The organism is Xanthobacter sp. 91 (assembly GCF_000702385.1).
GTDB lineage: Bacteria > Pseudomonadota > Alphaproteobacteria > Rhizobiales > Xanthobacteraceae > Xanthobacter > Xanthobacter aminoxidans.
The window spans coordinates 2,483,787-2,510,060 of the sequence record NZ_JNIB01000001.1 but is presented as its reverse complement, the minus strand read 5'-3'; the positions used below and the strand labels follow the sequence as shown (position 1 = coordinate 2,510,060).

Annotated in this window: 24 protein-coding genes; 12 read left to right on the top strand and 12 right to left on the bottom strand. The window is 70.1% G+C overall.

Annotated elements, in window-relative coordinates:
* Positions 1-7 precede the first annotated feature (7 nt).
* The gene (locus tag A37E_RS0111860; RefSeq protein ID WP_029556783.1) at positions 8-799 is read right to left on the bottom strand and encodes an AraC family transcriptional regulator; all 792 of its coding nucleotides are present in this window, start codon (positions 797-799) and stop codon (positions 8-10) included.
* A 72-nt stretch (positions 800-871) separates the two neighbouring features.
* On the opposite strand from A37E_RS0111860, the gene A37E_RS0111855 reads away from it, so the two are divergent.
* The gene (locus A37E_RS0111855) at positions 872-1,870 is read left to right on the top strand and encodes an MBL fold metallo-hydrolase (protein ID WP_029556782.1); all 999 of its coding nucleotides are present in this window, start codon (positions 872-874) and stop codon (positions 1,868-1,870) included.
* 64 nt (positions 1,871-1,934) lie between these two features.
* Here A37E_RS0111855 and leuC read toward each other — a convergent pair whose 3' ends face one another.
* Both leuC and A37E_RS26870 read right to left on the bottom strand, forming a co-directional pair.
* Positions 1,935-3,359, bottom strand: a complete 1,425-nt coding sequence (leuC, locus tag A37E_RS0111850; RefSeq protein ID WP_029556781.1) for a 3-isopropylmalate dehydratase large subunit — start codon at positions 3,357-3,359, stop codon at positions 1,935-1,937.
* Between the two features lie 106 nt (positions 3,360-3,465).
* Positions 3,466-3,630 (bottom strand): hypothetical protein, encoded by a 165-nt coding sequence (locus A37E_RS26870; RefSeq protein ID WP_155982206.1) that lies wholly within the window; start codon positions 3,628-3,630, stop codon positions 3,466-3,468.
* Between the two features lie 154 nt (positions 3,631-3,784).
* Between A37E_RS26870 and A37E_RS0111840 the strand changes: the two genes are divergently transcribed.
* Positions 3,785-4,501 carry an MgtC/SapB family protein gene (locus A37E_RS0111840; protein WP_029556780.1) on the top strand — a complete coding sequence of 239 codons (717 nt, stop codon included), beginning with the start codon at positions 3,785-3,787 and terminating at the stop codon, positions 4,499-4,501.
* A 31-nt stretch (positions 4,502-4,532) separates the two neighbouring features.
* Here A37E_RS0111840 and A37E_RS0111835 read toward each other — a convergent pair whose 3' ends face one another.
* Complete coding sequence (locus A37E_RS0111835; RefSeq protein ID WP_029556779.1) at positions 4,533-5,843, bottom strand: FAD-binding oxidoreductase; 1,311 nt, start codon at positions 5,841-5,843, stop codon at positions 4,533-4,535.
* A gap of 280 nt (positions 5,844-6,123) precedes the next feature.
* Between A37E_RS0111835 and A37E_RS0111830 the strand changes: the two genes are divergently transcribed.
* Together A37E_RS0111830 and A37E_RS0111825 are read left to right on the top strand one after the other, a co-directional pair.
* Complete coding sequence (locus tag A37E_RS0111830) at positions 6,124-6,690, top strand: hypothetical protein (RefSeq protein WP_029556778.1); 567 nt, start codon at positions 6,124-6,126, stop codon at positions 6,688-6,690.
* A gap of 439 nt (positions 6,691-7,129) precedes the next feature.
* Positions 7,130-9,973 carry an EAL domain-containing protein gene (locus A37E_RS0111825; RefSeq protein WP_245279447.1) on the top strand — a complete coding sequence of 948 codons (2,844 nt, stop codon included), beginning with the start codon at positions 7,130-7,132 and terminating at the stop codon, positions 9,971-9,973.
* A gap of 51 nt (positions 9,974-10,024) precedes the next feature.
* Here A37E_RS0111825 and A37E_RS0111820 read toward each other — a convergent pair whose 3' ends face one another.
* The 5 genes from A37E_RS0111820 to A37E_RS0111795 all read right to left on the bottom strand — a co-directional run bounded on the left by A37E_RS0111820 (position 10,025) and on the right by A37E_RS0111795 (position 14,014).
* Entirely contained in the window at positions 10,025-10,546 is a 522-nt protein-coding gene (locus tag A37E_RS0111820; RefSeq protein WP_280938442.1) for a YcgN family cysteine cluster protein, read from the bottom strand.
* Positions 10,547-10,686: 140 nt separating this feature from the next.
* Positions 10,687-11,295: a hypothetical protein gene (locus tag A37E_RS25945; RefSeq protein ID WP_029556775.1), complete on the bottom strand. Its 609-nt coding sequence runs from the start codon at positions 11,293-11,295 to the stop codon at positions 10,687-10,689.
* Positions 11,280-11,792 (bottom strand): hypothetical protein, encoded by a 513-nt coding sequence (locus A37E_RS0111810; RefSeq protein WP_156026296.1) that lies wholly within the window; start codon positions 11,790-11,792, stop codon positions 11,280-11,282. The genes A37E_RS25945 and A37E_RS0111810 overlap by 16 nt, the downstream gene beginning before the upstream one ends.
* A gap of 270 nt (positions 11,793-12,062) precedes the next feature.
* A complete protein-coding gene (locus tag A37E_RS0111800) occupies positions 12,063-13,433 on the bottom strand; it encodes a GGDEF domain-containing protein (protein WP_051678966.1) in 1,371 nt (456 codons plus the stop codon).
* 179 nt (positions 13,434-13,612) lie between these two features.
* Entirely contained in the window at positions 13,613-14,014 is a 402-nt protein-coding gene (locus A37E_RS0111795) for a hypothetical protein (protein WP_051678965.1), read from the bottom strand.
* Between the two features lie 106 nt (positions 14,015-14,120).
* Between A37E_RS0111795 and A37E_RS0111790 the strand changes: the two genes are divergently transcribed.
* Complete coding sequence (locus A37E_RS0111790) at positions 14,121-15,047, top strand: diacylglycerol kinase family protein (RefSeq protein ID WP_245279318.1); 927 nt, start codon at positions 14,121-14,123, stop codon at positions 15,045-15,047.
* 40 nt (positions 15,048-15,087) lie between these two features.
* Here A37E_RS0111790 and A37E_RS0111785 read toward each other — a convergent pair whose 3' ends face one another.
* Both A37E_RS0111785 and A37E_RS25940 read right to left on the bottom strand, forming a co-directional pair.
* Positions 15,088-15,906: a hypothetical protein gene (locus tag A37E_RS0111785; RefSeq protein ID WP_029556770.1), complete on the bottom strand. Its 819-nt coding sequence runs from the start codon at positions 15,904-15,906 to the stop codon at positions 15,088-15,090.
* A gap of 30 nt (positions 15,907-15,936) precedes the next feature.
* The gene (locus A37E_RS25940) at positions 15,937-16,326 is read right to left on the bottom strand and encodes a hypothetical protein (RefSeq protein WP_156026295.1); all 390 of its coding nucleotides are present in this window, start codon (positions 16,324-16,326) and stop codon (positions 15,937-15,939) included.
* Positions 16,327-16,756: 430 nt separating this feature from the next.
* Between A37E_RS25940 and A37E_RS0111775 the strand changes: the two genes are divergently transcribed.
* Positions 16,757-18,238 carry a replicative DNA helicase gene (locus tag A37E_RS0111775; RefSeq protein WP_029556768.1) on the top strand — a complete coding sequence of 494 codons (1,482 nt, stop codon included), beginning with the start codon at positions 16,757-16,759 and terminating at the stop codon, positions 18,236-18,238.
* Positions 18,235-19,407, top strand: a complete 1,173-nt coding sequence (gene alr, locus A37E_RS0111770) for an alanine racemase (protein ID WP_081837817.1) — start codon at positions 18,235-18,237, stop codon at positions 19,405-19,407. Before A37E_RS0111775 ends, alr begins: the two co-directional genes overlap by 4 nt.
* On the opposite strand, the gene A37E_RS0111765 is transcribed toward alr, so the two are convergent.
* Positions 19,392-20,624 (bottom strand): SRPBCC family protein, encoded by a 1,233-nt coding sequence (locus A37E_RS0111765; RefSeq protein WP_029556766.1) that lies wholly within the window; start codon positions 20,622-20,624, stop codon positions 19,392-19,394. The genes alr and A37E_RS0111765 overlap by 16 nt on opposite strands.
* A gap of 225 nt (positions 20,625-20,849) precedes the next feature.
* On the opposite strand from A37E_RS0111765, the gene radA reads away from it, so the two are divergent.
* The 5 genes from radA to A37E_RS0111740 all read left to right on the top strand — a co-directional run bounded on the left by radA (position 20,850) and on the right by A37E_RS0111740 (position 25,978).
* On the top strand, positions 20,850-22,340 hold the full coding sequence (gene radA / locus A37E_RS0111760; protein ID WP_029556765.1) for a DNA repair protein RadA: 1,491 nt from the start codon (positions 20,850-20,852) through the stop codon (positions 22,338-22,340).
* 108 nt (positions 22,341-22,448) lie between these two features.
* On the top strand, positions 22,449-23,024 hold the full coding sequence (locus A37E_RS0111755) for a CvpA family protein (protein ID WP_024277148.1): 576 nt from the start codon (positions 22,449-22,451) through the stop codon (positions 23,022-23,024).
* A 150-nt stretch (positions 23,025-23,174) separates the two neighbouring features.
* Entirely contained in the window at positions 23,175-24,713 is a 1,539-nt protein-coding gene (gene purF / locus A37E_RS0111750; protein WP_029556763.1) for an amidophosphoribosyltransferase, read from the top strand.
* Between the two features lie 72 nt (positions 24,714-24,785).
* Positions 24,786-25,202, top strand: a complete 417-nt coding sequence (locus A37E_RS0111745; protein ID WP_029556762.1) for a VOC family protein — start codon at positions 24,786-24,788, stop codon at positions 25,200-25,202.
* 32 nt (positions 25,203-25,234) lie between these two features.
* Positions 25,235-25,978: an SDR family NAD(P)-dependent oxidoreductase gene (locus A37E_RS0111740; protein WP_029556761.1), complete on the top strand. Its 744-nt coding sequence runs from the start codon at positions 25,235-25,237 to the stop codon at positions 25,976-25,978.
* Positions 25,979-26,274: the final 296 nt, after the last annotated feature.

Sequence of the window (26,274 nt, the reverse complement as noted above, 5' to 3'; positions counted from 1 at the left end):
CGGGCGATCACAGCCGCACGCCGCGCAGGCTCTGGGAGGGCGCCGCGCCGAAGGTGCGGCGGAAGTCGTGGGTGAAGTGCGCCTGATCGGCAAAGCCGGCCGCATGGGCGGCGGCGGTGAAGCTGCTGCCGTCGGCGATCTCGGCGATGGCCCGCCGCATCCGCCCCCACGCGCGATAGCGGCGGAACGGCACGCCCATCTCGGCGGTGAACAGGTGTTGCAGGCGCGAGGGAGACAGGCCCACCTCGCGAGCGAGGGCGGCAAGTTCCGGCACGCGCTCCGCATCGGTCATCGCCGCCGCCACCCGCTGGATGCGGGGATCAAGCCCGGCACGGGCGCGCCTGCGGGAGACATCCACCACATCGGTCAAGGCCGCGCCGGCCCAGCCGGCCGCGTCCGGTGCCTCCCACAGTTCGCGCAGCAGCGGCAGCCCGCCCCCGCCGCCGAAGAGGGCGCCCTGCTCCTCCCGCGCATTGGCGACCAGAGGCGCCAGCGCATGGGCGCCGTCCACGCTCGGCTCCAGATAGAAGACGGCGATGGGCTCGCCGCCCACATCCAGCTCGTGCACCACGCCCGCCGGCACCAGCGCGGTGCGGCACACCTGCCAGCTGCCGCCTTGGACCCTGAGCCCGAACGGCCCGTAGAGCCCGGCAAGGAATACCGGGGCGCCGTGCTGGTGCGGGGCATTGTAGACGAGCGGCCCGGCGAAGAAGGTCCGGCCCGCATCCAGGAACCAGAGCGGCCCTAGGCCCGCCGTCCCCGGCGCAGCACGTTCGTACAAGCGGGGCCGCGTGCCCATGCCTAGGCTCCTCCCGCCGGCACTTCATCACATCGCCGCGGGCTGCACAAAGCGGCCCGCAGGGGGACCGCCATGCAGACGCCAACGCCCCGCGGCGCGCCCAGCCGCCGCGCCCTTCTCGCCGCCGCCATCGCCGCGCCGACGCTCCTGCGCGCGCGCCGCGCGAGCGCCATGGCGCCCCAGCGTGGCGCCCTCGCCGTCACACCCTTCCGCTTCCGGCTGGGCGCGTTCGAGGTGACGACCGTGCTCGACGCGGCTGCCATGATCGACGGCCCCTGGCCCATCGTCGGCGAGGACCGGCCGGCGGCGGAGATGGCGGCGCTGATGCAGGCCAGCCTGCTGCCGGAAACGCGCTTCCGGCCCGGCTTCACCCCCACGCTGGTGAACACCGGGTCCCAGCTCCTGCTGTTCGATGCGGGCAATGGTGCGAACGGCTTCATCCCGAGGCCGAACGGCGGCTGGCTCACCCAACAGATCGCCGCCGCCGGCTATGCGCCCGAGCAGGTGGACGTGGTGGTGCTGTCCCACGCCCATGTGGACCATATCGGCGGGCTGGTGGAGGCGGGGAAAGAGGTGTTTCCCAAGGCCCGCTACGTCATCGGCGATGCGGAATATGCCTACTGGGCCGCGCCCGAGCGCCTTTCAGCGGCGCCCGACAGCCTCGAACGCGCCACCGCGCAGGTGTTCGCCAGCAACCTCGCCCCCTTCGCCGATCGTGTCACGCGGGTGCGGCCGGGCGCCGAGATCGTGCCCGGCATCCATGCGGTGGAGGCCTTCGGGCACACGCCCGGCCATCTGGCCTTCCATCTGGAGAGCGGGGGCAAGCGGCTGCTGGTCTGGGGCGATTGCGCCCACCACGAGGTGGCGTCGCTGGCGCATCCCGAGTGGCACGCCCTGTTCGACATGGACAAGACGCAGGGCGCCGCCACCCGCAAGCGCATCTACGACATGGCCGCCACCGACCGCATCCCGGTAGTGGGCTATCACACGTCCTTCCCGTCGGTGGGCTATGTGGAGCGGCAGGGCGGCGCCTATCGCTGGCTGCCGCTCACCTACCAGTTGGCGGAGTGAGGCCCGGATACGAAAACGGCCGGGCGATGAAGCCCGGCCGTCTGTGTTCAGGAAGGAAAGAGGCTCACGCCTTCGGCCAGTTCCGCACGTCCACGAAGTGGCCGGCGATGGCCGCCGCCGCCGCCATGGCGGGGGAGACGAGGTGGGTGCGGCCCTTGAAGCCCTGACGGCCCTCGAAATTGCGGTTCGAGGTGGAGGCGCAGCGCTCCTCGGGGGCGAGGCGGTCGGCATTCATGGCGAGGCACATGGAGCAGCCCGGCTCGCGCCACTCGAAGCCCGCCTCGATGAAGATCTTGTCCAGACCCTCGGCCTCGGCCTGCTCCTTCACGAGGCCGGAGCCCGGCACTACCATGGCGGAGACGTTCGGGTTCACCTTGTGGCCGCGGGCGATGGCCGCCGCCTGCCGCAGGTCCTCGATGCGCCCGTTGGTGCAAGAGCCGATGAAGGCCCGGTCGATGGTGATGTCCTGGATCTTCGTGCCCGCCGTGAGGCCCATGTAGCCCAGCGCGCGGATCTTGGCGGCGCGCTTGCCCTCGTCCTCGATGAGCGCCGGATCGGGCACGACGCCCTCGACGGACACCACGTCCTCGGGGCTGGTGCCCCAGGAAACGATGGGCGGCAAATTGGCGCCGTCGAGATGGATCTCGGCGTCGAAATGGGCGCCCTCGTCCGAGCGCAGGGTCTGCCAGAAGCGCAGCGCGGCATCCCAGTCGGCGCCCTTGGGGGACTTCGGCCGGCCCTTGAGATACTCGAACGCCTTCTCGTCGGGGGCCACCATGCCCGCGCGGGCGCCGCCCTCGATGGACATGTTGCAGACGGTCATCCGCCCTTCCATGGAGAGGGAGGTGATGCCTTCGCCGGCATATTCGATGACGTAGCCGGTGCCGCCCGCCGTGCCGATGGTACCGATGATGGCGAGCACCACGTCCTTGGCGCCGACGCCTTCGGGCAGCGGCCCGGAGACGGTGACGCGCATGTTCTTCGCCTTCTTCTGGATCAGCGTCTGGGTGGCGAGCACATGCTCCACCTCGGACGTGCCGATGCCATGGGCGAGGGCGCCGAACGCGCCGTGGGTGGAGGTGTGGCTGTCGCCGCAGACAATGGTAGTGCCGGGCAAGGTGAAGCCCTGCTCGGGGCCGACCACGTGCACCACGCCCTGGCGCTTGTCGAAGCCGTCATAATATTCGACGCCGAATTCCTTGGTGTTCTCGGCGAGCGCGGCGATCTGCGCGACGCTCTCCGGGTCCGGGTTCGGCAAAGTGCGGTCGGTGGTGGGGACGTTGTGGTCCACCACGGCGAGGGTCTTCTGCGGCGCGCGCACCTTGCGCCCCGTCATGCGCAGGCCCTCGAAGGCCTGCGGGCTCGTCACTTCGTGCACCAGGTGGCGGTCGATGTAGAGCAGGCAGGTGCCGTCGTCCTGCCGGGAGACGACGTGGTCGTCGAAGATCTTGTCGTAAAGGGTCTTGGGGCCGTTGACCGGGGCGTTCATCGCATTGTGTCCTGAGGAGAGGCCGGCGCGCGTCGGTGCGGCCGGGCCGGTAACGATGGAGGGCGGTTGTCCGTCGCGCCGCGTGCGGGCGCGTCAAAGGCGGGCGTCAAAGCACCGAGGACGCCGCCGTGGTGAAGCGGCCGAAGAAGCGGCCGGGCAGGCGCACATGGTCGGGCACCGCCGCGAACTCCATCGTCGTGCGCGCGAACGGGCCGGCCCCGCAATGGGCCGCCCGGTCGAGGCTGTGGCGATGGTCACGCGTCTGTCGCATGGGGCGGGTTTTTAGCAGTTCCACGCTGACGCGACAATCCGGCGCGCGCAGCTGTGAAACAGGACGGCCGGTCGCACACTGCCCTTGGCTTCGCCATCATCCTGGGCGAGGCGGTATACAGTCGCCGGCGGTGTCGAGGGGGAAGGAGTTTCGGGTGCAGTTCGTTTCCAATTTCCACGGGGTGCAGTTCCTCGATACCGTGGTGAGCCTTGCCGCCGCCTTCCTGTTCGGCACGCTGATCGGCGCCGAGCGGCAATATCGCCAGCGCACCGCCGGGCTTCGCACCAACGTGCTCGTGGCCGTGGGCTCCGCCGCCTTCGTCGATCTCGCCGCCAGCCTCGGCGGCCCGAGCGATGCCATGCGCGTCGCCGCCAACGTGGTGACGGGTGTCGGCTTTCTCGGCGCCGGCGTCATCATGAAGGAAGGCATGAACGTGCGCGGCCTCAACACGGCCGCGACGCTCTGGTGCTCGGCCGCCGTGGGCAGCTGCGCCGGAGCCGACCGCCTGGCCGAGGCGGCGCTCATCACCTTCATCATCATCGCCGGCAACACGGTGCTGCGCCCCGTCGCCCGCGCCATCGACCGCGCACCCCTCGACGCCCGCCGCTCGGAAGTCAGCTACGAGGTGCGCCTCACGGTGGATTCCGCCGCCGCCGCCGATCTGCGCGACGTGCTCATCGACACGCTGGAGGGCGAGAAATATCTCGTCAGCGACGTGGACGAGGAGCCCGGCACCGACGGCGCCGTGGTGCTGGTGGCGAAGCTCGTGACCACCTCGGTGGTCCCCGCCGAACTGGACGCCATCACCGACCGCCTGGCGAAGCGGCCCCATGCCCGCCATGCCACATGGGAGAGCGTGACGGAGGAATAGCCGCCTTGCGGCAGGCCGGGCCGCCGGCTCGTCAGCCGGGCCGCCGCTCCCCCACCAGATGCGCGGCGGCAGAACCGGCCGCATAGAAGGCCGCCTGCGCCGCCCGCCAGCGCGGGACCGTCACCTCGCGTTCCGGCAGCGGCACCTCCTCCGGCCGGATGCGCCCCAGCACCAGATCGGCCAGCAGGCGGCCGAACACCGTGCCCGGCCCGATCCCCCGGCCGTTGTAGCCGCTGATGGAGACGACGTTGCGCGCGAGGCGCCGGAAGCGCGGCAGGGCATCGTCGGTCATGCCGATGGTGCCGAACCAGCCGGCCTCGAACGGCGCCGGCGGCAGCTCCGGGAAGAGGCGGGCCAGCGCGCGCCGGGCATAGGCTTCATGCACGCCCGCCAGCCCGCCGAGCGCGCCGATGCTGCCGAACACCAGCCGCCCGGCCGCGTCGTAGCGCAGGGAGGTGAGCACCTGCTGGGTGTCCCATATGCCCTGCCGGCCGGGCAGGATGTGCTGGCGCAAGGCCTCGGGCACGGGAGGGGTGGCGAAGTTGAAATAGGGCAGCGGCACCTGCTCGCGGGCGAGGCGCTCCCACGGCCCGAAGCTGTAGGCGTCGGTCGCGACGATGATCCAGTCGGCCGCCAGCCGGCCCCCATCGGTGCGCAACACCCAGCCGCCGGCCTCCTCCTCCGCCGCCCGCACCGGGCTTGCGGTATGGATCACCGCCCCGGCGCCCATCGCCGCGCGGGCAAGGCCGCGGGCGTAAGCGAGGGGCTGGATGGTGCCGGCGCGGTCGTCCAGCAGCGCGCCGCGATAGGTGCCGCCGCCGATCATCGTGCGGGCGGCGTCCGCATTGAGCAGGTGCACTGGCGCGCCGCGCGCCTGCCACTGGGCGGCGCGGGCCTCGATCTCGGCCCGCCCGGCGCGACCGACCGCGCAATGCAGCGTGCCGTTGGGCGTCGCCTCGCAGGCGATGGCGTGGCGGGCGACGAGGGCGAACACCTCCGCCGGCGCCCCGCCGAGGAGCGAGAGCAGCCCCTCGCCCTTCTCGGCGCCGAGGGTGGCGACGATGTCGTCGGGCATCACCCAGAGCCCGGCATTGACGAGGCCCACATTGCGCCCCGCTCCGCCGGAGCCGATGCCGGCCGCCTCCAGCACCGTCACCCGCGCGCCCGCCCCGGCCAGACGGAGCGCGGCGGCGAGGCCGGTATAGCCGGCACCCACCACGGCCACATCGACCCGCGCGTCGCCACGCGCGTCACCCGCGAGCGGGGTGGTCTCCGGCGGCGGCGGGGCGGTCATCGCCCACAGGCCGTGGCTTTTCGGATCGGTGCCGGGGGCGGGAGGCATCTGCATGGCCTCTTTGTACAATATCGCCCGGCCACGGGAATGACCTTGCGTCCGCAGGACGGCAACGAAGAATTAACCATCCCGGCCTCAGGATGGTCCGGGGTCCCCTCAGATTGAATGGAACCCGCCGCCAGTGCGTACCTCCCTCCCGCAAGGAGAATGAAGCGCCGGCTTAGTTGCCATTGAATTGGCACGGCGCATGCTCTTTGGGCGCACTTTTGTGTTTCCTGGGCTCCTTTGATATGAGGAGCGCCCAGTAGAGATTATTCGGAGCTGCGTGATGGCTAATCCGCGCGTCTATGTTTACCAGTTCGCCTCCGGCTCCCAGTGGGCGGCCGGCGACAGCGTGGAGGCGTATCTGCGCCGTCTTCTGGATGTGGACTTCGCCCAGTCGCTCCGCGCCGACCGCCTCGCGGCGGTGACCGCCTTCCTCGACGAAGCCTTCCAGCTGGCCCACACCATCGGCTGGAGCGGCAGCGCGCGGGACATCCCGCAGATGTTCTCCCTGCCCGGCATGCCGGCCGAGGAAGCGGTCCACATGATCGCCTGGGAGCAGGAAGACGGCGTGGCCTTCATCGCCTCGCCCTATCCGCTGCCGTGGCTCGACGCCAAGGCGTCCCGCACCACCGATTCCGACCGCGCCGTTCCGGTGGAGGCCGCCGCCGCCCCCGTCGCCCGCCCGGTGCAGCAGCCGCCGCTGGAAGTGGTCTCGGCCCAGGCCGAGGAAGCGGTGGAAGCCGCCCTCGACCCGTTCTCCGAATATGTGCGCCGCGAGGAGGCCGCCCGCCTCTCGCGCGAGCCCGCGCCCCTCGCCGAGGATCGCGACGCCGCCCGCCGCTTCTTCTGAGCGAACCGATCACCCGATCCGCGATGCGCGCCCCCCAAGGGCGCGCATCGTCGTTCCGGGGCCCCTCTTTCCAGTCTGGAACGATGCCAGAGCGCGCGTGCGCCTTGCTCCGGCCGCAACGCTTGGATAGATGATTCACGGTGTGGACCGCGGCGCAGCCTCTTCGACACAAGCCGGCGCGGTTGACCTTGCGTGATGTTCCGTGGTGCGTGGTGGCGTTTTCCCATCCTGATGGCCCCAAGGTGAATCCAGCGTCCGTCGCAATGCCGCGCGCCCTCCATGCGCGGGGCATCCGGCTTCGGGCATGTTCCAAGGCTGATCGGTCCGGTTCCATGCCGGATGCGGAGACCTGAATTTGCGGTCGTTTCTCGCCGGCGTCCTCGCTCTGCCCGTGGCGCTCCTCCTCCTGCTCTGTGCGCTCACCGGCAGCGCGCAGGCGATGGAGGCGATTGCGCTTAGGCTCGATGCCAAGGTGGTGGACCTGCTGCCGGCCGTCGAGCGCCAGACCACCGAGGACGGCCGCTACCAGATTTCCACCGCCCCCGATGCCGAGGGCGTCGTGCGCCGCATCGAGGTGCCGACCTCCGACGGGCGCAGCCATGGCGAGTGGATCGCCTTCGCCCTCACCAACAATACCGACGAGCAGGTGGACCGCCTCATCGTCGCGCCGCACTACCGCATGTCCGGCTCCGGCCTGTTCTGGCCCGACCTCGGCAACCGCCGCATCCTCTCCTTGACGCCCAGCCAGGGCTTCAAGCCGGAACGCCAGTCGGCGCCGGATGCGGACGTGTTCCTCATCACGCTGGACCCCGGCTCCACCGTCACCTTCGTGGTGGAACTCGGCTCGCCCAGCCTGCCCCAGCTGCAGCTGTGGGAGCCCGACGCCTACAAGGACCGGGTGAACGCCTTCACCCTCTACCACGGCATCGTCATCGGCATCGCCGGCCTGCTGGCGCTGTTCCTCACCATCCTGTTCGTGGTGAAGGGCTCGGTGATGTTCCCGGCCGCCGCGGCGCTGGCCTGGGCCGTGCTCGGCTATATCGGCCTCGACTTCGCCTTCTGGTCCAAGGTGTTCGGCCTCTCCCCCATCGCCGAGCAGTTCTGGCGGGCGGCGGGCGAGGCGATCCTCACCGCGACGCTCCTCGTCTTCCTGTTCGCCTATCTCAACCTCAACCGCTGGCATGTGCGCTACGTGCATGTGGCCGCCGGCTGGCTGGTCTTCCTCGCCGCCCTCGTGGTGGTGGCGCTGCTCGATGCGCCGGTGGCGGCGGGCATCGCCCGCCTCTCGCTGCTGGCGGTGGCGGTGGCCGGGTTCGGCGTGGTGATCTGGCTGTCGCAGCACGGCTTCGACCGCGCGGTGCTCATCATCCCCACCTGGTCGCTGCTGGTGGTGTGGGTGTTGATGGCGGGGCTCACGGTCGCCGGCTACGTCACCAACGATCTCGCCGCCCCCGCGCTCTCGGGCGGCCTCGTGCTCATCGTCATGCTCATCGGCTTCACCGTGATGCAGCACGCCTTCGCCGGCATCGGCGGCATCCAGGGCTCCGCCTCGGAGCTGGAGCGCCGCGCGCTGGCGCTGGCCGGCTCCGGCCTCATCGTGTGGGACTGGGATGTGGACACCGACCGCATCTACACCTCCCCCGAGGCCGAGGAGGCGCTGGGCCTGAAGCGCCATTCACTGGAGACCGAGGCCGCCGGCTGGCTGGAGGTGCTGCACCCCGCCGACCGCGACCGCTTCCGCGCCACCCTCGACGGCATCATCGACCAGCGCCGCGGCCGCATCGACCAGGACTTCCGCCTGCGCGCCATCGACGGCCACTATCTCACCTTCAACCTCAAGGCCCGCCCCGTGGTGGGCGCGGACGGCGAGGTGGTGCGCTGCATCGGCACCCTCACGGACGTGACCGGCGAGCGCATCGCCGCCGAGCGCCTGCTGCACGACGCGGTGCGCGACAACCTCACCGGCCTGCCCAACCGCGAACTCTTCCTCGATCGCCTGCACCAGGCCCTCGTCGCCGCCCGCCTCGACGACAAGGTGAAGCCGACGGTGATGGTGATCGACCTCGACCGCTTCAAGCAGCTCAACGTGCAGGTGGGCATGGCGGTGGCGGATTCCATCCTGCTCACCGTCGCCCGCCGCATGACGCGGCTTCTGAAGCCGCAGGACACTTTGGCCCGCATCTCCGGCGACCAGTTCGGCATCATCCTCATGTCCGAGCGCGACGCCGAGCGCATCACCACCTTTGCCGACACGCTCCGCCGCTCGCTGCGCGCGCCCATCGCCTTCGCCGACCGGGAGGTGTTCGTCACCGCCTCCATCGGCCTCGTCCTGTCCGGACCGGACCAGGTGAAGCGCGACGAGGTGCTGAAAGACGCCGAACTGGCCATGTATTACGCCAAGCGCATCGGCGGCGACCGCATCGAGGTGTTCCGCCCGGCCATGCGCCAGCAGAAGATCGACCGCGTGGTGCTGGAGCAGGAGCTGCGCGAGGCGCTGGAGAAGGAGCAGATCTCGGTCCGCTACCAGCCCATCGTGCGCCTCGGCGACCGGGCCATCGGCGGCTTCGAGGCCTATATGCGCTGGAACCACCCGCGCCTCGGCGAGCTTGCCGCCTCGGAATTCATCCTGCTGGCCGAGGAGACCGGGCTCATCCTCGACCTCGGCCTGTTCGTGCTCGACCGCGCGGCGCGCCAGCTCGGCCAGTGGCAGCGCCTGTTGCGCGTGGACCCGCCGCTGTTCATGCACGTCAACGTCTCGTCCCGCCAGCTGCTGCGGCACGATCTGATCCAGGACCTGAAATCGGTGCTCGCCCGCAACACGGTGGCGCCCGGCTCGCTGAAGCTGGAAGTCACCGAAGGGCTGGTGATGGAAAACCCGGAATATGCCGCCGTGGTGCTGGGCCGCATGCGCGAGCTGGGCGCGGGCCTGTGCCTCGACGATTTCGGCACCGGCTATTCCTCCCTCGCCTATCTCCAGCGCTTCCCGTTCGACAGCGTGAAGATCGACCCGCGCTTCGTGCGCTCGGTGGCCAAGGGGCCGTCCCGCGCCGCCCGGCCGGTGATCGTCGGCGCCATGATCGATCTGGCCCACGACCTGGGCATGGACGTGATGGCCGAAGGGCTGGAGAAGGAAGTGGAAGCCGCCGAGATGACCCGCTTCGGCTGCGAATACGGGCAGGGCGTGGTGTTCGGCGAGCCGCTCACCGCCGAGGAATGCCGCCACCTCATCGAGCCGGCGCCGGTGGACGCCCGCAAGAAAAAGACGGGCACGGCGGCGGAATAGGCCCGTTCAGGCGCCCGTCCGGATACCCTCGTCTCTGGCGCACCCGTTCCCTTACGCGCCCGATTTGGCCCGCGTTCGGGGGCGTTTCACAGGCGCCTGTGCCCCTGTCTGGGTCCCCTTCGCGCCGCGCGGCCAGCGGGCTGGCCAGTTGACGATGTGGTCCACCAGCTCGAACAGGCCGAACTCGCTTTCCAGCCCCGCGACCCGTCCGTGTACCGAGATGCCCGCGCTGACCACCGTGTCCCGCGTGCCGGACACCAAAGGATGCCAGAACGGCAGGTCCTTGCCCTCGCGCACCAGCCGATAGGCGCAGGTGGGCGGCAGCCAGCCGATGCTCTCCACCGCCTCGGGGGTGAGGCGCACGCAGTCTTCCACGATCTCGGACCGGTTGGGATAGTCGGCGCAGCGGCAGGAGCCGGCATCGAACAGGCGGCAGGCGACGTCCGTGTAGGCGACGGCACCGGAGTCCTCGTCCTCCAGCTTGACGAGGCAGCAGCGGCCGCAGCCGTCGCACAGGCTCTCCCATTCCTCCACCGTCATGGTGGCGAGGGTCTTGGTCCGCCAGAACGGCACGGGGGTCTGCACAGGCGCAGAGGTCGCGGCAGGCGCGGGCGCAATCTCGGCGGCGGGCCGGGGTCGGGCGGAGGGAGGCATGCCGCCCCTTTAGCACAGGGACGGCGGCAAGTCGCTCACACTCACTCCCGGAGAGTCGCTCACTCGCCGCCGTAGCTCAGCAGCATCTGGTAGACGACGGGCTTGGCCGCCCGCATGTCCTTGTTGTCGGAGCGGAACTCCCGGTCCCCATCCACGTCGCCCTGATAGGCGGCGGGCGGCTCGAACCGGAGCTGCAGCCGGCAGCCGGTGTTTTTGGCGAGCCGGCCGCCGTCCCAGTCCAGCACCGAGCCGCCATAGTCCCAGCCGAAGCCGGACAGGGTGAAGGGCTTGCCGTTCGCCGCCTCCACCTCGGCCAGCGTCGCGCCGATGCCGATGCCTTCGGCCGTGCGCCACGGGCCGGGGTTATGGACGATCACGTCGCCCGGCCGCCGCCGCTTCTTCTCGTCGAGCCAGATGATCTCCACCCGGCGCGCGGGGTCGTCGGGGAACAGCACGGAGGCCTTCACCATCTCGCCCTCGGCGGCGGGCACGCTGCGGTACACCACGTTGGCGCGCCCGAACGTACGGATCAGCGCCGCCTCGTCGGTGTCGGCCGCGAACGGGCCGCTGCAGGCGAACGGCGGCAGCGCCTCCGGGCCGGCGGCGGGGGCCGGCGACGGCGCCAAAGCGATGGCGAACGGGAGAACGGCGATCAGCCGGCGGAGCATGTGGCGCGTCCCTTCAGCGTGCGGGTCTTTTCGGTGCCGTCCGCATCCACCGTGGTGAGGGTGAGGACATAGCGGCCGGCGAAACTCTCGGCGTCCTTGCCCCGGCTCCTGGTCTCGATCACCAGTTCGGCGGCGCCGGCCTTGGGATCGGGCAGGTCGCGATAGAGGTGAAGGCGCACCTCGTGGCCGTGGAACCAGTGGTGGACCAGCGCCTCGCCATCCAGCTCCAGCTTGCCGAACGGAGCCCCGCCCTTGCGCGCCGGCTTCACCTCCAGCTCGGCGCGGAAATTGTTGAAGCTGCCGCCCATGCCGTGGGAGAAGGCCGTCTGCGCGGCGAAGGACACCGCCGCATCGTCGATGCTGCAATCGAGCGTTCCGGTGGCGTGGGCCGCGGGCGCGCCGATGACCAGAGCGAGCGCGGCGAGGCCGAACACACGCCCGACAGCCCCGCTCCGGCGGTGCGGCGCGGGAGATGGTCCCCTCGAAAATCCGGTCATGGCGAGGCCCCCCAAGGCAGTTGCCGCAGGGAGCCTAGAGCAGGCGCAGGCCCGGCTGCAACGCAAGCAGGGCCGGACGCCCCGGCTTCAGCGCTTGCCGGCGGTGTAGCGATCGGCCAAAGCGAGGGCCAGAGCGAAGCCGCCGAAGGCGGTGATGATGACGGCGAGCCAGATGGCGGTCTGTGCAGGCATGGTTTCCCCCGAATGTTTATGGGGGAAAGCTAGGCAGCGCGCGGGCCGGGGACTTTGATCAAGATCAAGCCCGGCCGTTCACAGCATCCGCCGCCCGCCGGGCCGCGGGAGGGATCGCGCCTCCGGCGCATCGGGCGGGCCATCCTGCGCGTCTTCCTGCGCGTCGTCCTGCGCGTCTTCCTGGGCGTCTTCCTGGGCGCCATCCTGCGCATCGGCCTCCGGCGGCTCGCGATACTCCGGCTCGAGCTTCTGCTCCGGGGCCGGCGCGTCGGTGGCGAGGCCGTCGCGCCCTTCGGCCTTCGCCACGGCAACGAGGCCCTCGGCCCGGCTCAACAGGCTGTCGAGGCTCTCGCCCGGCCGCTGCTCGGCCACGCCGAAGCTCGCGGTGACGGTGGCGTGGGGCGGCAGCACGGAGAGACGCGCGAAGTCCAGTTCCGCGCGCAACCGGTCAGCTACGCGGGAGGCCCCGACGCGATTGGTGCGCGCCAGCAGGACCACGAACTCCTCCCCGTCCATGCGCGCCGCCGCATCCCGCGGCGAGGTCTCCTGCAGGATCAGGCGGCCGACTACGGAGAGCATCCGGTCGCCGGAGGTGGGGCCGAAATCCTCATTGATCTGCTTGAAGCGGTCCATGTCGAACGCGATGAGCGTCACCGGCCGCGCGCCGGGATCGGCGAGAATGTCCCGCGCCCGCTCCATGAAGTCGCGGCGGGTGCCGAGGCCGGTCAGGGCATCGGAGCGGCCCTCCCGGCGGATCTCGTCGATGGCGTCGGCGGCGATGGAGCCGAGCAGGGCGAGGGCGAGCAGGAGGCCGCTGATGAGCAGGGAGAAGTTCAGCACCTGCCAGAACGGCGTCGCGCGGAACAAGGCGGCGAGATCCGCGGGGTCGGCGCCGTTCTCCCGCATCCGGTCGATCTCGAAGAGGTCGCCGGAGATCCGCATGGTGAGGCCGGTGCGGATGAAGAAGTGCAGGCCGAACAGCAGGAAGGCCCAGAACAGCAGCCGGTCGATGGGCCGCCGCCGCTCCAGGGCGACCATCTTGACCGCCGCGACCACGAACATGGTGCCGTAGCCGAGATTCTGCACATAGATGCGGGCGACCAGATCGCGGTCGAAATAGAAGAAATAGAACACCAGCGCGACGATGGCGCAGGCCATGACGAGCAGCAGCCGCCCCGACCCCGCACGGCCGAACCGCACCAGCACGCCTTCCACCAGGGTGAGCACGGCGAAGGTGTAGACGATGGCCGACACCACCGCGTTCGGGCCCGCCTCGCGGGGAAAGCCGGTGATCTGGATGAGCGCGGCCAGCGCATAGGCGCAGAAGGCGGACGCGAAATAGAGCCCGCAGCGGCGCTCGCGATCGTGCAGCCAGACCAGCAGGAACACGATGGCGATCAGCAGCGAGACGATAGGTCCGGCAAAAATATAAAGGCGTCCGTCCGACATGCTCCGCCCACCGACGCCGCCCGACATCGGACGCGCGACCTGGAGGCGGCACAGCCGCCCGCCACCCTAGGTCGCATCGGCCGCCCTGCGCCTACTTGGATGGTTCCCTCGAGGGAAAGTCAAGCCTGAGCCCGGCCGCGCGCACAACACAACCTGCTGCAACGCAACAGGAAGTTGCCTTACCGGCGGTAGGCCCACAGGCGCAGCTCGTGCTTCAGCCGGCGGAAATCGTGGAAGGTGAAGGCGAGCAGCACCGTCGCGAGCACCGCCAGCGTGAGGGCGACGCCATTGGACCAGTCCAGCGCCGAGCGGGTGAAATCGTAGACGAGGTAGGCGAGGAACAGCGTCACCGCGAGGGCCGTTCCGTAATAGATTCGCGTATCCAGCCGGGCGATGAGGATGCCGACGCCCGTCCAGATGGCGAGCGCGATCAGGATGGCCCAGCCGAGGCCGAGGCCGAACTGCCGGGCGACGAAATGCCCGCCGACCCAGCACAGCAGCACCGAGGCGGCGAGCACCAGGATTCCCGCGCGCAGCCGGAAGATGTAGGAGCCCTTTGCTCCGGTCGGGGCGATGGACATGATGCACCTCGGATCGGCGCCCGCGACACGGATGTGGCGGGATGACAGGGAACCACCCGGCCGCGTCAACGCTTGTGCCGGTCTGGAGGATGTCACGATGCGGCGAATGCGGGTCGTACTCAATGCCAAAGCGGGCACCGTCCACGACATGGGCCCCGACAAGGTGCGCGATATCGTGGATGGCGCGCTCACCCGGTCCGACCTCGACGTGGACGTGGTGGTGGCGGAAGGCGACGCCATGGCGGCCGCCATCGCCTCGGCCTCCCGCGACGGCTACGATACGGTGGTGGTGGGTGCCGGCGACGGCACCGTCTCCTATGCCGCGTCCGTGCTCGCCAACACCGACATGACCCTCGGCGTGCTGCCGCTCGGCACCATGAACCTCCTCGCCTACGACATCGGCCTGCCGCGCGACCTGATGGGCGCGCTGGAGGCGCTGCATGACGCAAAGCCCATGCGGGTGGATCTTGGCACCCTCAACGGCAGGCCCTTCCACGGCGTATCCGGGGTGGGCTTCTTCAGCCAGATGGCCATGGCGCGGGAGCAGTTGCGCGACCGCGGCCGCGTCTTCGGCTGGTTCATGGCGCTGGGGCGGGCGGTGTTCCGCTCCGGGCGGATGTCGCTGGAGGTGGAGGTGGCGGGCGCCCGCGAATCCATCGACGCCTATGCCGCCCTCGTCACGGTGAACGCCTTCGACGCCTCCGGCTGGCACCGCTCGCGTCTCGACGGCGGGCAGCTGGAGGTGCTGGTGGCGGAGGATCGCGGCACCCTCGCGCGGCTGCGCACCGGCGCCGAGGTGCTGGTGGATGCCTGGCGCGGCGCGCCGGGTATCCATTCCTTCTCCGCCCGGCGCGTCACCATCCACGCCCGCCGCCGCCGCGCCTGGGTGGCGACCGACGGCGAGGTGACCCGCGAAACCCTGCCGCTGCGCTACGCCCTCGCCCCCGCCGCCCTCAGCCTCCTCGTCCCGCCCTCGGCCCTGCAATGGCAGGCGCACGAGCGCGAAGTCCACGAGCGCGATGACGTGACATAGGCGCGAGGTCCACGAGCGCGACGACGTGACCTGACCCGCGTCAGGCCGGCAGGTCCTGCACCGGCTGGCCGCGGTAGCGGATGAGGAGGGGCACGGTGAGCGTCATGGGGTGGGCGATGCCGTGCTCCCACAGGCCATCCTCGCCCCAGCAATCGCCGTGGTCGCCGCACAGCACGATGGTGGCGCCGGCGAAGCGCTCCAGCAGCGGGGCGAGCTTGCGGTCCACATACTCGCAGCACAGGCGCTGGCGCTCGCGGCACTCGGCCGAGCGGTCCACCTTCTGGAACGGCAGGCAGGGATTGTCCGTGCGGTCCCACGGCGCGCCCTCGAAATAATAGGGCACATGGGTCTCGCCCACGTTGAGGAACACGAACAGGTCGCGCCGCGTCTCCCGCGCCGCCTGCTTCTCGATGAAGGCGAGCTGGGTGGCGATGCCCTTGTCGCCGGTGAACAGGAACTGCTCGAAGCTGCCGGTGAGCTTCTTCGACACCGGCGTCTTGGGATCGAACCAGCCCATGGCCGCCGCGCCGATGGTGGCGTAGCGGGCGTTGCGGAAGCCGTCCACGATGTCGGTGCCGCTCACCGAGAAGCCGGGCCGGGCATGGCCCGCCGCGCCGGCGCGATCCAGCCGGAAGAGCCGCGCGAACTTGGGGTTCAGGAACGGCGTCGCCAGTTCCGCCACGCCGGGGGTGAAACCCGCGAACATGGCGGCGTGGGAGGCATAGGTGAAATGCGCCGGCGCCTGCGCCCTGTAGAGGGCGGAGACCGTCTTCATGGCCGGGGCATTGGCCGAAACGAAGGTATCGTAACGGCAGGAGTCGATCGTGATGAAGAGCACGCTGTCAGGGGTGACACGCATGGCCGGCGCGGCCCTCAGAAAGGGGTGGTTTCAGTTGCCGCCGTCATTGTTGGCCTCGCCGCATGTGTAGCCGACGAAGCAGCGGGGATTGTCCGTGGTGGGCATCCAGGCCGGAGAGGTGGTCTGGTCGTCCTGGCAATAGCGCTGGTCCAGCACGTAGCGCTGGGCGTTGCCGCCGCCGGTGGGGACGAGGATGAAGCCCTGCTGGCGCACCACCTGACGGACGCCGGAGCAGGTGGAGGGCGGCACGGGAACGGCCATGTAGCCTTCCGGCGGCGGCTGGTTCTGGCCGTAGATGGCGGTGCCGTCCACGGGCACCGGCAGCGGCCCCGCGCCGAGATCGGATGGCGGCGCCAGCGGATCGCCCTGGGCCAGCGCCAGAGAAGGCGCGACAACCAACGGTGCGAGAACGGCCGCCATCAACACCCGCGCGCGCAACACGGGCTCCCCACGCGCGGCCGCCCGCGACGCTCCGGACTGGACAGAACGCATCACTTTTCCCCTCAGTGCCGCCGGGGGAAGCCTGTAGCGCACCTTGCGGCGGCTGGCAAAGAGAACCGCGCGAAATCCGCACCGCGGCTCACTTTCCGCCCCGTTCAAGCTGCGTCGCCCTATTGTCATGGACGGTTCCGGGACTCTGCCGCACCGCACACGGGACGCAAGGCGCGGGTGGCGGCGTCCGGTACCATTAGCCGGCGGCGCTTTGCCCGTTATCCCCACAATCATCCACCGGGGAAAAATCGGCCCGCGCGCCGCTGGCGCAGGGGCATTCGCTCTTGCTACACCACCTTCCCAAAGCAAAAAAATTGCCCAAACCCAAGAATTGCCCAACCAAGGGATTGCCGGCTTCATGCTCGATCTGTCGGACAAGGGCGACCTCGAACCCACCTATCGCCAGGCCCCGCACAATGTGGAGGCCGAGCAGGCGCTGCTGGGCGCCATCCTCGTCAATAACGAGGCCTTCTACCGCGTCTCCGACTTCCTTGAGCCGCGCCATTTCTACGAGCCCATCCACGCCCGCGTCTTCGAGCTGGCCTCGGCGCTGATCCGCGCCGGCAAGCTGGCGACGCCGGTCACCATCAAGACCTTCCTGCCCGCGGACCTGGACGTGGCCGGCCTCACCGGACCGCAATACCTCGCCCGCCTCGCGGCGGAGGCGACCACCGTCATCAATTCCGAGGATTACGGCCGCACCATCTACGACCTCTCGGTGCGGCGCGACCTGATTCGCATCGGCGAGGAGATCGTCAACGAGGCCTACGACGCCCCGGTGGACGCCACCCCGCAGGACCAGATCGAGGAGGCGGAAAAGCGCCTCTACGAGATCGCCGAGACCGGGCGCTACGACGGCGGCTTCCAGCGCTTCGGCGAGGCGCTGCGCGAATCGGTGGACATGGCCTCCAAGGCCTTCCAGCGCGACGGCCACCTCTCAGGCATCGCCACCGCCCTCGACGACCTCGACCACCAGATGGGCGGCCTCCAGCCCTCGGACTTGGTGATCCTCGCCGGCCGACCGGCCATGGGCAAGACCTCGCTCGCCACCAACATCGCCTTCAACATCGCCGCCGCCTATCGCGGCGAGACCCGGCCGGACGGCTCCACCGAGACGGTATCCGGCGGCGTGGTGGGCTTCTTCTCGCTGGAAATGTCGGCCGAGCAGCTCGCCACCCGTATCCTCGCCGAGCAGGCGGAGATCGCCTCCTACAAGATCCGCCGCGGCGACATCTCGGAAAGCGAGTTCTCAAAGCTCGCCGCCGCCGCCCAGACCATGCAGACCATCCCGCTCTACATCGACGACACCGGCGGCATCTCCATCGCCCAGTTGGTGGCGCGGGCGCGGCGGCTGAAGCGCCAGCGCGGGCTGGACTTCATGGTCATCGACTATCTCCAGCTGCTCTCCGGCTCGTCCAAGGCGTCGTCGCAGAACCGCGTGCAGGAAATCACCGAGATCACGACGGGCCTGAAAGCCCTGGCGAAGGAGCTGCAGGTGCCGGTCATGGCCCTGTCCCAGCTCTCGCGTCAGGTGGAAGCCCGCGACGACAAACGGCCGCAGCTTTCGGACCTGCGTGAATCCGGCTCCATCGAGCAGGACGCCGACGTCGTCATGTTCGTTTACCGGGAGGAGTATTATCTTAAGAGCAAGGAGCCGAAGCCCGGCACAGAGGAGTGGTTCAAGTGGGAGATCGAGATGAAGGCGGCCGAGAACACGGCCGAAATCATCATCGGAAAGCAGCGCCACGGCCCCACCGGGACGGTGAAGGTGCATTTCGAGCCGCAATTCACCCGCTTCTCCAACCTGGCGCGGGAGGACCACCTGCCGGATCGCCACTGACCGGCGAGCCGCAGGCCCCCGAGGACCCCGCCGCCAGCGCTGCGGCAGCAGACCAGGCCGCGCGCGAGGCGCGCGAAGCCGGCGCCATCCTCACCGTCGATCTGTCCGCCATCGCCGACAACTGGCGCACCCTTGCCGCGCTCGCCGCCCCGGCCGAATGCGCGGCGGTGGTGAAGGCCAACGCCTACGGCCTCGGCATCGACCGCGTCGCCCCGGCCCTGTGGAAGGCGGGCGCCCGCACCTTCTTCGTCGCCCACTTCAAGGAAGCGCTCGAACTGCGCGCCCTGCTGCCCGAGGCGGTGATCTACGTATTGAACGGCCTGTTGCCGGAGACCGCCGCCGACCATGCGGCGGCGCGCCTGCGGCCGGTGCTGGGCTCGGTGCCCGAGATCACCGAATGGAGCGACTTCTGCCGCGACCAGGGGGCGGACCTGCCCACCGCGCTCCATGTGGATACCGGCATGAACCGGCTCGGCCTCTCGGTGGACGAGGCGGTGCAGCTCGCCGGCACGCGCAGGATGCTCGGCTTCACGCCGAGCCTCGTCATGAGCCACCTCGCCTGCGCCGACACCCCCGGCCACGCCCTCACCGCCCGCCAGCGCGCGGTGTTCGCCGACGTGATCCGCCGCTTCCGGGGCGTGCCGGGCTCGCTGGCCAATTCCGCCGGTACCCTGCTGGGCCGCGATTTCCGCTTCGAGCTGGTGCGGCCGGGCATCTTCCTTTACGGCGGCGTCGCCATCACCGGCGTGCCGCCGCTACGCCCCGTGGTGCGGCTGGAAGCGAAGATCATCCAGGTGTCGAGCGTCGCGGCCGGCGAGACCGTGGGCTATGGCGCCGCCGAGCGGCTGAAGCGGCCGAGCCGCCTCGCCACCGTCTCCATCGGCTATGCGGACGGGCTGTTCCGGGCCGCCGGCTCCTCCGACCTCGCCAAGGGGGTGGAGGCCGTGGTCGCCGGCCGGCGCTGCCATCTCGTGGGCCGCGTCTCCATGGACCTCGCCACCCTCGACATCACCGACCTGCCCGAGGGCACGGTGCAGCGGGGCGACGTGGCGGTCTTCCTCGGCGACGGCATCAGCGTGGACGACCTCGCCGCCCGCTCCGGCACCATCGGCTACGAGGTGCTCACCTCGCTGGGCGCCCGCTACGCCCGCCGCTACATCGGCGGCTGAGGGGCGAAGGGCTTGGGGGCGGCGGGCTCCCGTGCGGCCGCCATCTCCGCCGCATAGGTCTCCTCGAACCAGCCGATGCGCTTCTCGAAGGCGGGGCTCAGGCGCTGGTCCTCGGTGATCTGGCGGGCGACCTCCTGCTGGCCCTCGCACACCGCATTGTCCTCGGCCAGCACGCGACGCGCATAGAAGGGCACGATGCGCGAAATCACCTTCTGCGCGAAGCGGTCGAAGACGCCGAGCAGCCCCGGCCGCGGCGGCGCGATGGGCCCCTCGATGAGCCAGCCCTCCAGCCGCGAGCGGTCATGGGCCAGCGGCGCATAGCGCAGCACCATCACCGCATAATAGGAGCGGCCGAGGAGATCGATGACGTGGAACTGGGACGCCCCGAAGGTGGGGAACAGGTTCACGATCAGATAGTCGCGGGCGCGGTAGGTGCCGGCCCGGCAATCGGCGAGCACGCCCCCCAGCGGGTCATCCCCCGGCTCGGTGGTATAGGCGCTGTGCCGGCCGAAGCGGGCATAGGTGACCTCCTTCGCCTTCAGATAGCCGTTGGCGCCGAAGGTGGAGGGGTGAACGGCGACGATGTGGTAGTCGTCCAGCGTCACGTGGGTGAGGAACTTCCAGTTGGCCGGCACCTCGCCGCCGAAGCGGGTGAAGGTGCGCCCGGGCGGGCAGAGCGCGGCGAGCATGGGCGCGGCATCGCCGAGAAAGTCCGCCAGCGATTCCCCCTCCGGATCGGGAAAGCGGCCGAACACGAGGCCGGCGAACGCCTCCACCTCGATGGGCTTCAGATGCGCGTTGAGCTGCTTCGGCAGGCAGCCGTAGGCCTCGTCGCAGACCGGGATGCCCAGCGCCTGCCCCTCGGCATTGTAGCGCCAGTGGTGGAAGGCGCAGACCATGGCGCCCTTCCCGCTGCGCTCGCGGCGGATGGGGTGGAAGCGGTGGGCGCACACATTCTCGAAGCCGCGCAGCCGGTCGCCGAAGCGCTGGATGAAGACCGAGCGCCCGCCGAGATCGGTGCGGAACCACTGGCCGTCCTGCGCCACCTCCCCGTCGAGGCAGAGGAAGGTCCACACCCGCCCCAGCGCCTGCTGCTCGGCGGTGAAGGCCGCGGGATCGGTGGCCGCGCGCACCCATTCGGCGGGCTGGCCGGCGGCCGGCGCGGGCCGGGCCGGCTCTTGCGGCGTGGGTGCGGAAGCAGGGCTGTCTCGGAACACGGGCGATCCCCTGACATGACGGAAAAGGGCAGCGCAGGCTGATTAGCAGAGGTGTTCCGTTCCCGCCATCTGGGGATGCGCCGCAGATGCCGCGCAACCCCGGAGGCGAAGCCTGGGGCCTTGACCGACCCACCGCGCGACCGATGGGGTATATAGAGAACATCGCCCGAGATTCGGGCCTCTCCTCCAGACCCGGCCGGCCTGCCCGCGCCGAGGGTGATCTTCATGGCCCGGCGCGACACGTCCTTCATCTGCCAGTCCTGCGGAGCGGTCTACACGCGCTGGCAGGGCAAGTGCGAGGCGTGCGGCGGCTGGAACACCATTTCCGAGGAAGTCGCGGTCGCCGCCAGCGTGCCGGCGGCGCAACGCTCCGGCCGCAAGGGCCGCGCGGTGGTGCTGGAAAAGCTGGAGGGCACGGCCAAGCCCGCCCCGCGCCTCGTCTCCGGCATCGGCGAGCTGGACCGGGTGGCGGGCGGCGGCTTCGTGCCCGGCTCCATCCTGCTCATCGGCGGCGATCCCGGCATCGGCAAGTCCACCTTGCTGGTGCAGGCCTCGGCGGCCCTGGCCCAGCGCGGGCAGCGCGTCGTCTACGTCTCCGGCGAGGAGGCGGTGGATCAGGTGCGCCTGCGCGCCCAGCGGCTGGGGCTGGAAAAGGCGGACGTGGGCCTCGCCGCCGAGACCAATGCGGAGAACATCATCGCCACGTTGTCGGGCGGGCCGCCCGTTCACATGGTCGTGATCGATTCCATCCAGACCATGTGGTCGGACAGCGTGGAGAGCGCGCCCGGAACGGTGACGCAGGTGCGCACCTCCGCCCAATTGCTGGTGCGCTACGCCAAGCAGACCGGGGCCTGCGTCATCCTCGTCGGCCATGTCACCAAGGACGGGCAGATCGCCGGCCCGCGCGTGGTGGAGCATATGGTGGATGCGGTTTTCTCCTTCGAGGGCGACGGCGGCCACCAGTTCCGCATCCTGCGCGCCCAGAAGAACCGCTTCGGCCCCACCGACGAGATCGGCGTGTTCGAGATGACCGGGCGCGGCCTGTCCGAAGTGGCGAACCCCTCGGAACTCTTCCTCTCCAACCGCGACGCCGGGGCGCCGGGCACCGCCGTGTTCGCCGGCATGGAGGGCACGCGCCCGGTGCTGGTGGAGATTCAGGCGCTGGTCGCCCCCTCCTCGCTGGGCACCCCGCGCCGGGCGGTGGTGGGGTGGGACCCCAACCGCCTCTCCATGGTGCTGGCGGTGCTGGATGCCCGCTGCGGCGTGCGGCTCGGCGGGCACGACGTCTATCTCAATGTCGCCGGCGGGCTGAAGATCGGCGAGCCGGCGGCGGACCTCGCGGTGGCCGCCGCCCTCGTCTCCTCGCTGACCGGCGCGCCCCTGCCGGCGGATGCGGTGCATTTCGGCGAGGCGAGCCTCACGGGGGCGGTGCGCCCCGTCTCGCAGGCGCAGGCGCGGCTGAAGGAGGCGGCGAAGCTCGGCTTCGCCAGCGCCGTCATCCCCTCCGGCGGCCTCGACGGGCTGGACCCGCCGGTCACGGTGCGGCCGGTTTCCTCCCTGGCGGAGCTGGTGGCCGGCATCGCGGCCAGCGCGCCCCGCCGGGCTCCGCGCGAGACGCGCGACACTGCCATGCGCGAAACGCGGGGCTCGAACGACCGCAATCCCCCGCAAAGGGCCGTCCAGCATGCGGATTGGGGCGACGACGAGGAAAGGTGACGCGGGCGGGCGCGCAAGCTATATCAGCCCCGCGGCTGGGCTCTCCGGGGGTGGGCGGGTCGCGCGCATGCGCGTCTGGCGGTGCGCCCATCACGGATCGATGCGCCGATGCCCATAACCTTGCTCGACATTATCGTTCTCTCTGTGATGCTGATTTCCGGCATCCTGGCGATGGTGCGCGGCTTTCTGCGGGAAGTCTTCTCCATCCTGTCCTGGGCTGTCGCGGCCGGCGTCACCGTCTATTTCTACAAGTCCGCCTTGCCTGTGGTGAAGCAATACATCTCGCAGGACTCGGCCGCTCTTGCGGTGACGGTGGCGTTGCTGTTCCTCGGCACGCTGCTCATTGCCTCCATCGTCACCGCGCGCATCTCGGACCTGGTGCTCGACAGCCGAATCGGCGCCCTCGACCGCACGCTGGGCTTCGCCTTCGGCCTCGCCCGCGGCCTGCTGCTGATGGTAATCGCGCTCTTGTTCTTCAACTGGCTGGTGCCGCCCGAGAAGCAGCCCCCGTGGGTCGCCAACGCAAAATCGCTCCCCGCCATCACGAAAGCGGGGGAGTGGCTGAAGGCGCAGTTGCCGGATGACCCTGAAAACACCATTTTGAACAAGTTGAAGAAGCCGCCCGCCGCTGAGGAGGGCGACACGCCTGCCGCCCCGGCCGCCCCGACGGGGGGACAGCGGTAGGTTTCTTTTTGGGGGCAGCAACTGACCGGCCGGCCGGCCGGGACATCCACGCGGGGGCGCTGAGCCTTCCGCGCTATGGGTGTTCCCGCTCCGACCTCCCGGCGCAAGCTCGCACGGCGCTGCCTGACCGGCCCGCGCGGAGGGTGCATGATGGACTTGGGATGTGACGGGCCGATCTCAGTGGCCGGCGGAGATTCCTTCCGCACGGATGGCGAACCCCTCGCGGGTGGTCGCGCCGATCTCGATCTCGACCTGAACGGCGATCGCCTCCGCGAGGAATGCGGCGTCTTCGGCATCTACAATCACCCCGAGGCCGCGGCGATCACCGCCATCGGCCTCCACGCCCTCCAGCATCGCGGACAGGAAGCCGCCGGCATCGTCTCCTATGACGGCCGCCGCTTCCATTCCGAGCGCCGCCTCGGCCTCGTGGGCGACGCCTTCTCCGACGCCGGCGTCATCGCCCGCCTGCCCGGCGACGCGGCGGTGGGCCATGTGCGCTACTCCACCACCGGCGAGACCCTGCTGCGCAACGTGCAGCCCCTGTTCGCCGAGCTGGACGCGGGCGGCTTCGCCGTGGGCCACAACGGCAACCTCACCAACGGCCTCACCCTGCGCCGCCAGCTGGTGCGCGAAGGTGCCATCACCCAGTCCACCACGGACACCGAGGTGATCCTCCATCTCGTGGCACGCTCCCGCAAGCCGCGCTTCATCGACCGCTTCATCGACGCCATCCGGGCGCTGGAAGGCGCCTATTCGCTGGTGGCGCTCACCAACAAGAAGCTCATCGGCGCCCGCGACCCCCTCGGCATCCGCCCGCTGGTGCTCGGCTCGCTGGACGGCTCCCCCATCCTCGCCTCCGAAACCTGCGCCCTCGACATCATCGGCGCGCGCTATGTGCGCGACATCGAGAACGGCGAGGTCATCGTGATCGACGAGGAGGGCGTGCAGTCCTTCAAGCCGTTCCCGGAGATGGCGGCGCGGCCCTGCATCTTCGAGTACATCTATTTCGCCCGGCCGGATTCCGTGGTGGGCGGGCGCTCCGTCTATCAGGTGCGCAAGAACATGGGCCGCGTGCTGGCCACCGAAAGCCCGGCCCATGCAGACGTGATCGTCCCCGTGCCGGATTCCGGCGTGCCGGCGGCCATCGGCTTCTCCCAGACCTCGGGCATCCCCTACGAGCTGGGCATCATCCGCAACCACTATGTCGGCCGCACCTTCATCCAGCCCACCCAGTCCATCCGCGACCAGGGCGTGCGCATGAAGCATTCCGCCAACCGCTCGGTGGTGGAGGGCAAGAGCATCGTCCTCGTGGACGACAGCCTCGTGCGCGGCACCACCTCGGTGAAGATCGTGCAGATGATGCGCGATGCCGGAGCCAAGGAGGTGCATTTCCGCATCGCCTCGCCGCCCATCACCCACCCCGACTATTATGGCATCGACACGCCGGACCGGGACAAGCTGCTCGCCGCCACCCACGATCTGGAAGGCATGCGCCGCTACATCGGCGCGGATTCGCTGGCCTTCCTCTCGGTGGATGGCGTCTACCGCGCCATGGGCTTCGAGGGCCGCGACCCGGTGAAGCCGCAGTTCACCGACCACTGCTTCACCGGCGACTATCCCACCCCGCTGACCGACCGCGCCGGCGCGGTGGCCCAGCAGCAGCTCTCGCTGCTCGCCGAAGCGAGCTGAGGGGAACCCCCTCAGCCTTGCGACGTCTCCGGCGCGGCGGCATAAAGCTGCCGTAACGGAAGGAGACGCGGCATGGTGGAAATGAACAGCTGGCAGCGCGGCCGGCTCATCGATCACATCCAGCTTGTCGTCCGCGACATCGCCCCCGCGCGCCGCTTCTACGGCGCGGTGATGGAGGTGCTCGGCGTGCCCATCATGGATGCCGAAGACTTCTTCTTCGCCGACGAGCTGTGCGTGAGCGTCGGCGAGCCGCTCACGGGCCGCGCCCACATCGCCTTCCAGGCTCAGGACCGCGAGACCGTGCAGCGCTTCTACGATGCTGCCCTCGCCGCCGGCGGCACGGACAACGGGGCGCCGGGGCTGCGCCCCTATCACGCGGACTATTACGCCGCCTTCGTGCTCGACCCCGATGGCAACAACATCGAGGCGGTGTATCACGGACCGGCCGAGCGCTCCGCGCCCTCGGTGGAGATCCGGGCCGCAGGCTGAACCCGCGCCCCCAAGGAAGAGGACATCCGACCGTGACCGACCGGCCGCTTGCCGAAAAGATCGCCCTCGTCACCGGCGCCACGCGCGGCATCGGCGCCGCCACCGCGGTGGCGCTGGCGAAAGCCGGTGCGCATGTGGTGTGCGTGGGCCGCTCGGAAGGCGGGTTGCAGGAGGTGGACGACGCCATCCGTGCGGTGGGCGGCAGCGCCACGCTGGTGCCGCTGAACCTCAAGGATTCCGACGGCATCGACCGGCTCGGCGGCGCGCTCTACGAGCGCTACGGCCGGCTCGACATCTATGTGGCCAATGCCGGCGTGCTCGGCCCGCTTTCCCCGCTGGGCCACGTCTTTCCCAAGGACTGGGAGGACACGGTGGCGGTGAACCTCACCGCCAACTGGCGCTGCGTGCGCTCCTTCGATCCGCTGCTGAAGCTCTCCCCGGCCGGCCGGGCGGTGGTGGTCACCTCCGGCGCGGCGAGCAAGGCGCGCGCCTATTGGGGGCCTTACGCCATCACCAAGGCGGGCCTGGAAGTGATGGCCCGCACCTGGGCGGACGAGAGCGTGTCGGGCAACCTGAAGGTCAACCTCTTCAACCCCGGCCCCATCCGCACCCTGATGCGCGCCAAGGCCTTCCCGGGCGAGGACCCGTCCAGCCTGCCGGCGCCGGAAGAGGCGGCGGAGGCCATCCTGCCCCTGTGCCTGCCCACCTTCATGGAAACCGGCAAGCTCTACGACTTCCCGCAGAAGAAGCTGCTCAGCTTCCAGATGCCGGCGTAGGTGGGCTGGAGGGGGCGATGCCTGTAAACTCAACCGCCGTCATGGCCGGGCTTGTCCCGGCCACCCACGTCGGGCCGACAGAATAACTCTCGAAAAGCCATTCCCGGCCGAACCACGTGGATGGCCGGGACAAGCCCGGCCACGACGATTGCACCCGGGATTCCTGCCGCCCGACCCAACCATGGATCGCCCCGCCATGACAGCTTGCGCCTCCCCTCTCCCCTCGCGGGAGAGGGGCCGGGGGTGAGGGGGGCTGCTTCCGCCTTCAAGGCGTTGGGACGAAGGGCGCGACACCC

Excerpts from the sequence above, each read along its gene's own strand:
- A37E_RS0111860 (WP_029556783.1), bottom strand. The coding sequence starts at position 799 with ATGGGCACGCGGCCCCGCTTGTACGAACGTGCTGCGCCGGGGACGGCG.
- A37E_RS0111855 (WP_029556782.1), top strand. The coding sequence starts at position 872 with ATGCAGACGCCAACGCCCCGCGGCGCGCCCAGCCGCCGCGCCCTTCTC.
- leuC (WP_029556781.1), bottom strand. The coding sequence starts at position 3,359 with ATGAACGCCCCGGTCAACGGCCCCAAGACCCTTTACGACAAGATCTTC.
- A37E_RS26870 (WP_155982206.1), bottom strand. The coding sequence starts at position 3,630 with ATGCGACAGACGCGTGACCATCGCCACAGCCTCGACCGGGCGGCCCAT.
- A37E_RS0111835 (WP_029556779.1), bottom strand. The coding sequence starts at position 5,843 with ATGCCTCCCGCCCCCGGCACCGATCCGAAAAGCCACGGCCTGTGGGCG.
- A37E_RS0111830 (WP_029556778.1), top strand. The coding sequence starts at position 6,124 with ATGGCTAATCCGCGCGTCTATGTTTACCAGTTCGCCTCCGGCTCCCAG.
- A37E_RS0111825 (WP_245279447.1), top strand. The coding sequence starts at position 7,130 with ATGGAGGCGATTGCGCTTAGGCTCGATGCCAAGGTGGTGGACCTGCTG.
- A37E_RS25945 (WP_029556775.1), bottom strand. The coding sequence starts at position 11,295 with ATGCTCCGCCGGCTGATCGCCGTTCTCCCGTTCGCCATCGCTTTGGCG.
- A37E_RS0111810 (WP_156026296.1), bottom strand. The coding sequence starts at position 11,792 with ATGACCGGATTTTCGAGGGGACCATCTCCCGCGCCGCACCGCCGGAGC.
- A37E_RS0111800 (WP_051678966.1), bottom strand. The coding sequence starts at position 13,433 with ATGTCGGACGGACGCCTTTATATTTTTGCCGGACCTATCGTCTCGCTG.
- A37E_RS0111795 (WP_051678965.1), bottom strand. The coding sequence starts at position 14,014 with ATGTCCATCGCCCCGACCGGAGCAAAGGGCTCCTACATCTTCCGGCTG.
- A37E_RS0111790 (WP_245279318.1), top strand. The coding sequence starts at position 14,121 with ATGCGGGTCGTACTCAATGCCAAAGCGGGCACCGTCCACGACATGGGC.
- A37E_RS0111785 (WP_029556770.1), bottom strand. The coding sequence starts at position 15,906 with ATGCGTGTCACCCCTGACAGCGTGCTCTTCATCACGATCGACTCCTGC.
- A37E_RS25940 (WP_156026295.1), bottom strand. The coding sequence starts at position 16,326 with ATGGCGGCCGTTCTCGCACCGTTGGTTGTCGCGCCTTCTCTGGCGCTG.
- A37E_RS0111775 (WP_029556768.1), top strand. The coding sequence starts at position 16,757 with ATGCTCGATCTGTCGGACAAGGGCGACCTCGAACCCACCTATCGCCAG.
- radA (WP_029556765.1), top strand. The coding sequence starts at position 20,850 with ATGGCCCGGCGCGACACGTCCTTCATCTGCCAGTCCTGCGGAGCGGTC.
- A37E_RS0111755 (WP_024277148.1), top strand. The coding sequence starts at position 22,449 with ATGCCCATAACCTTGCTCGACATTATCGTTCTCTCTGTGATGCTGATT.
- purF (WP_029556763.1), top strand. The coding sequence starts at position 23,175 with ATGGACTTGGGATGTGACGGGCCGATCTCAGTGGCCGGCGGAGATTCC.
- A37E_RS0111745 (WP_029556762.1), top strand. The coding sequence starts at position 24,786 with ATGGTGGAAATGAACAGCTGGCAGCGCGGCCGGCTCATCGATCACATC.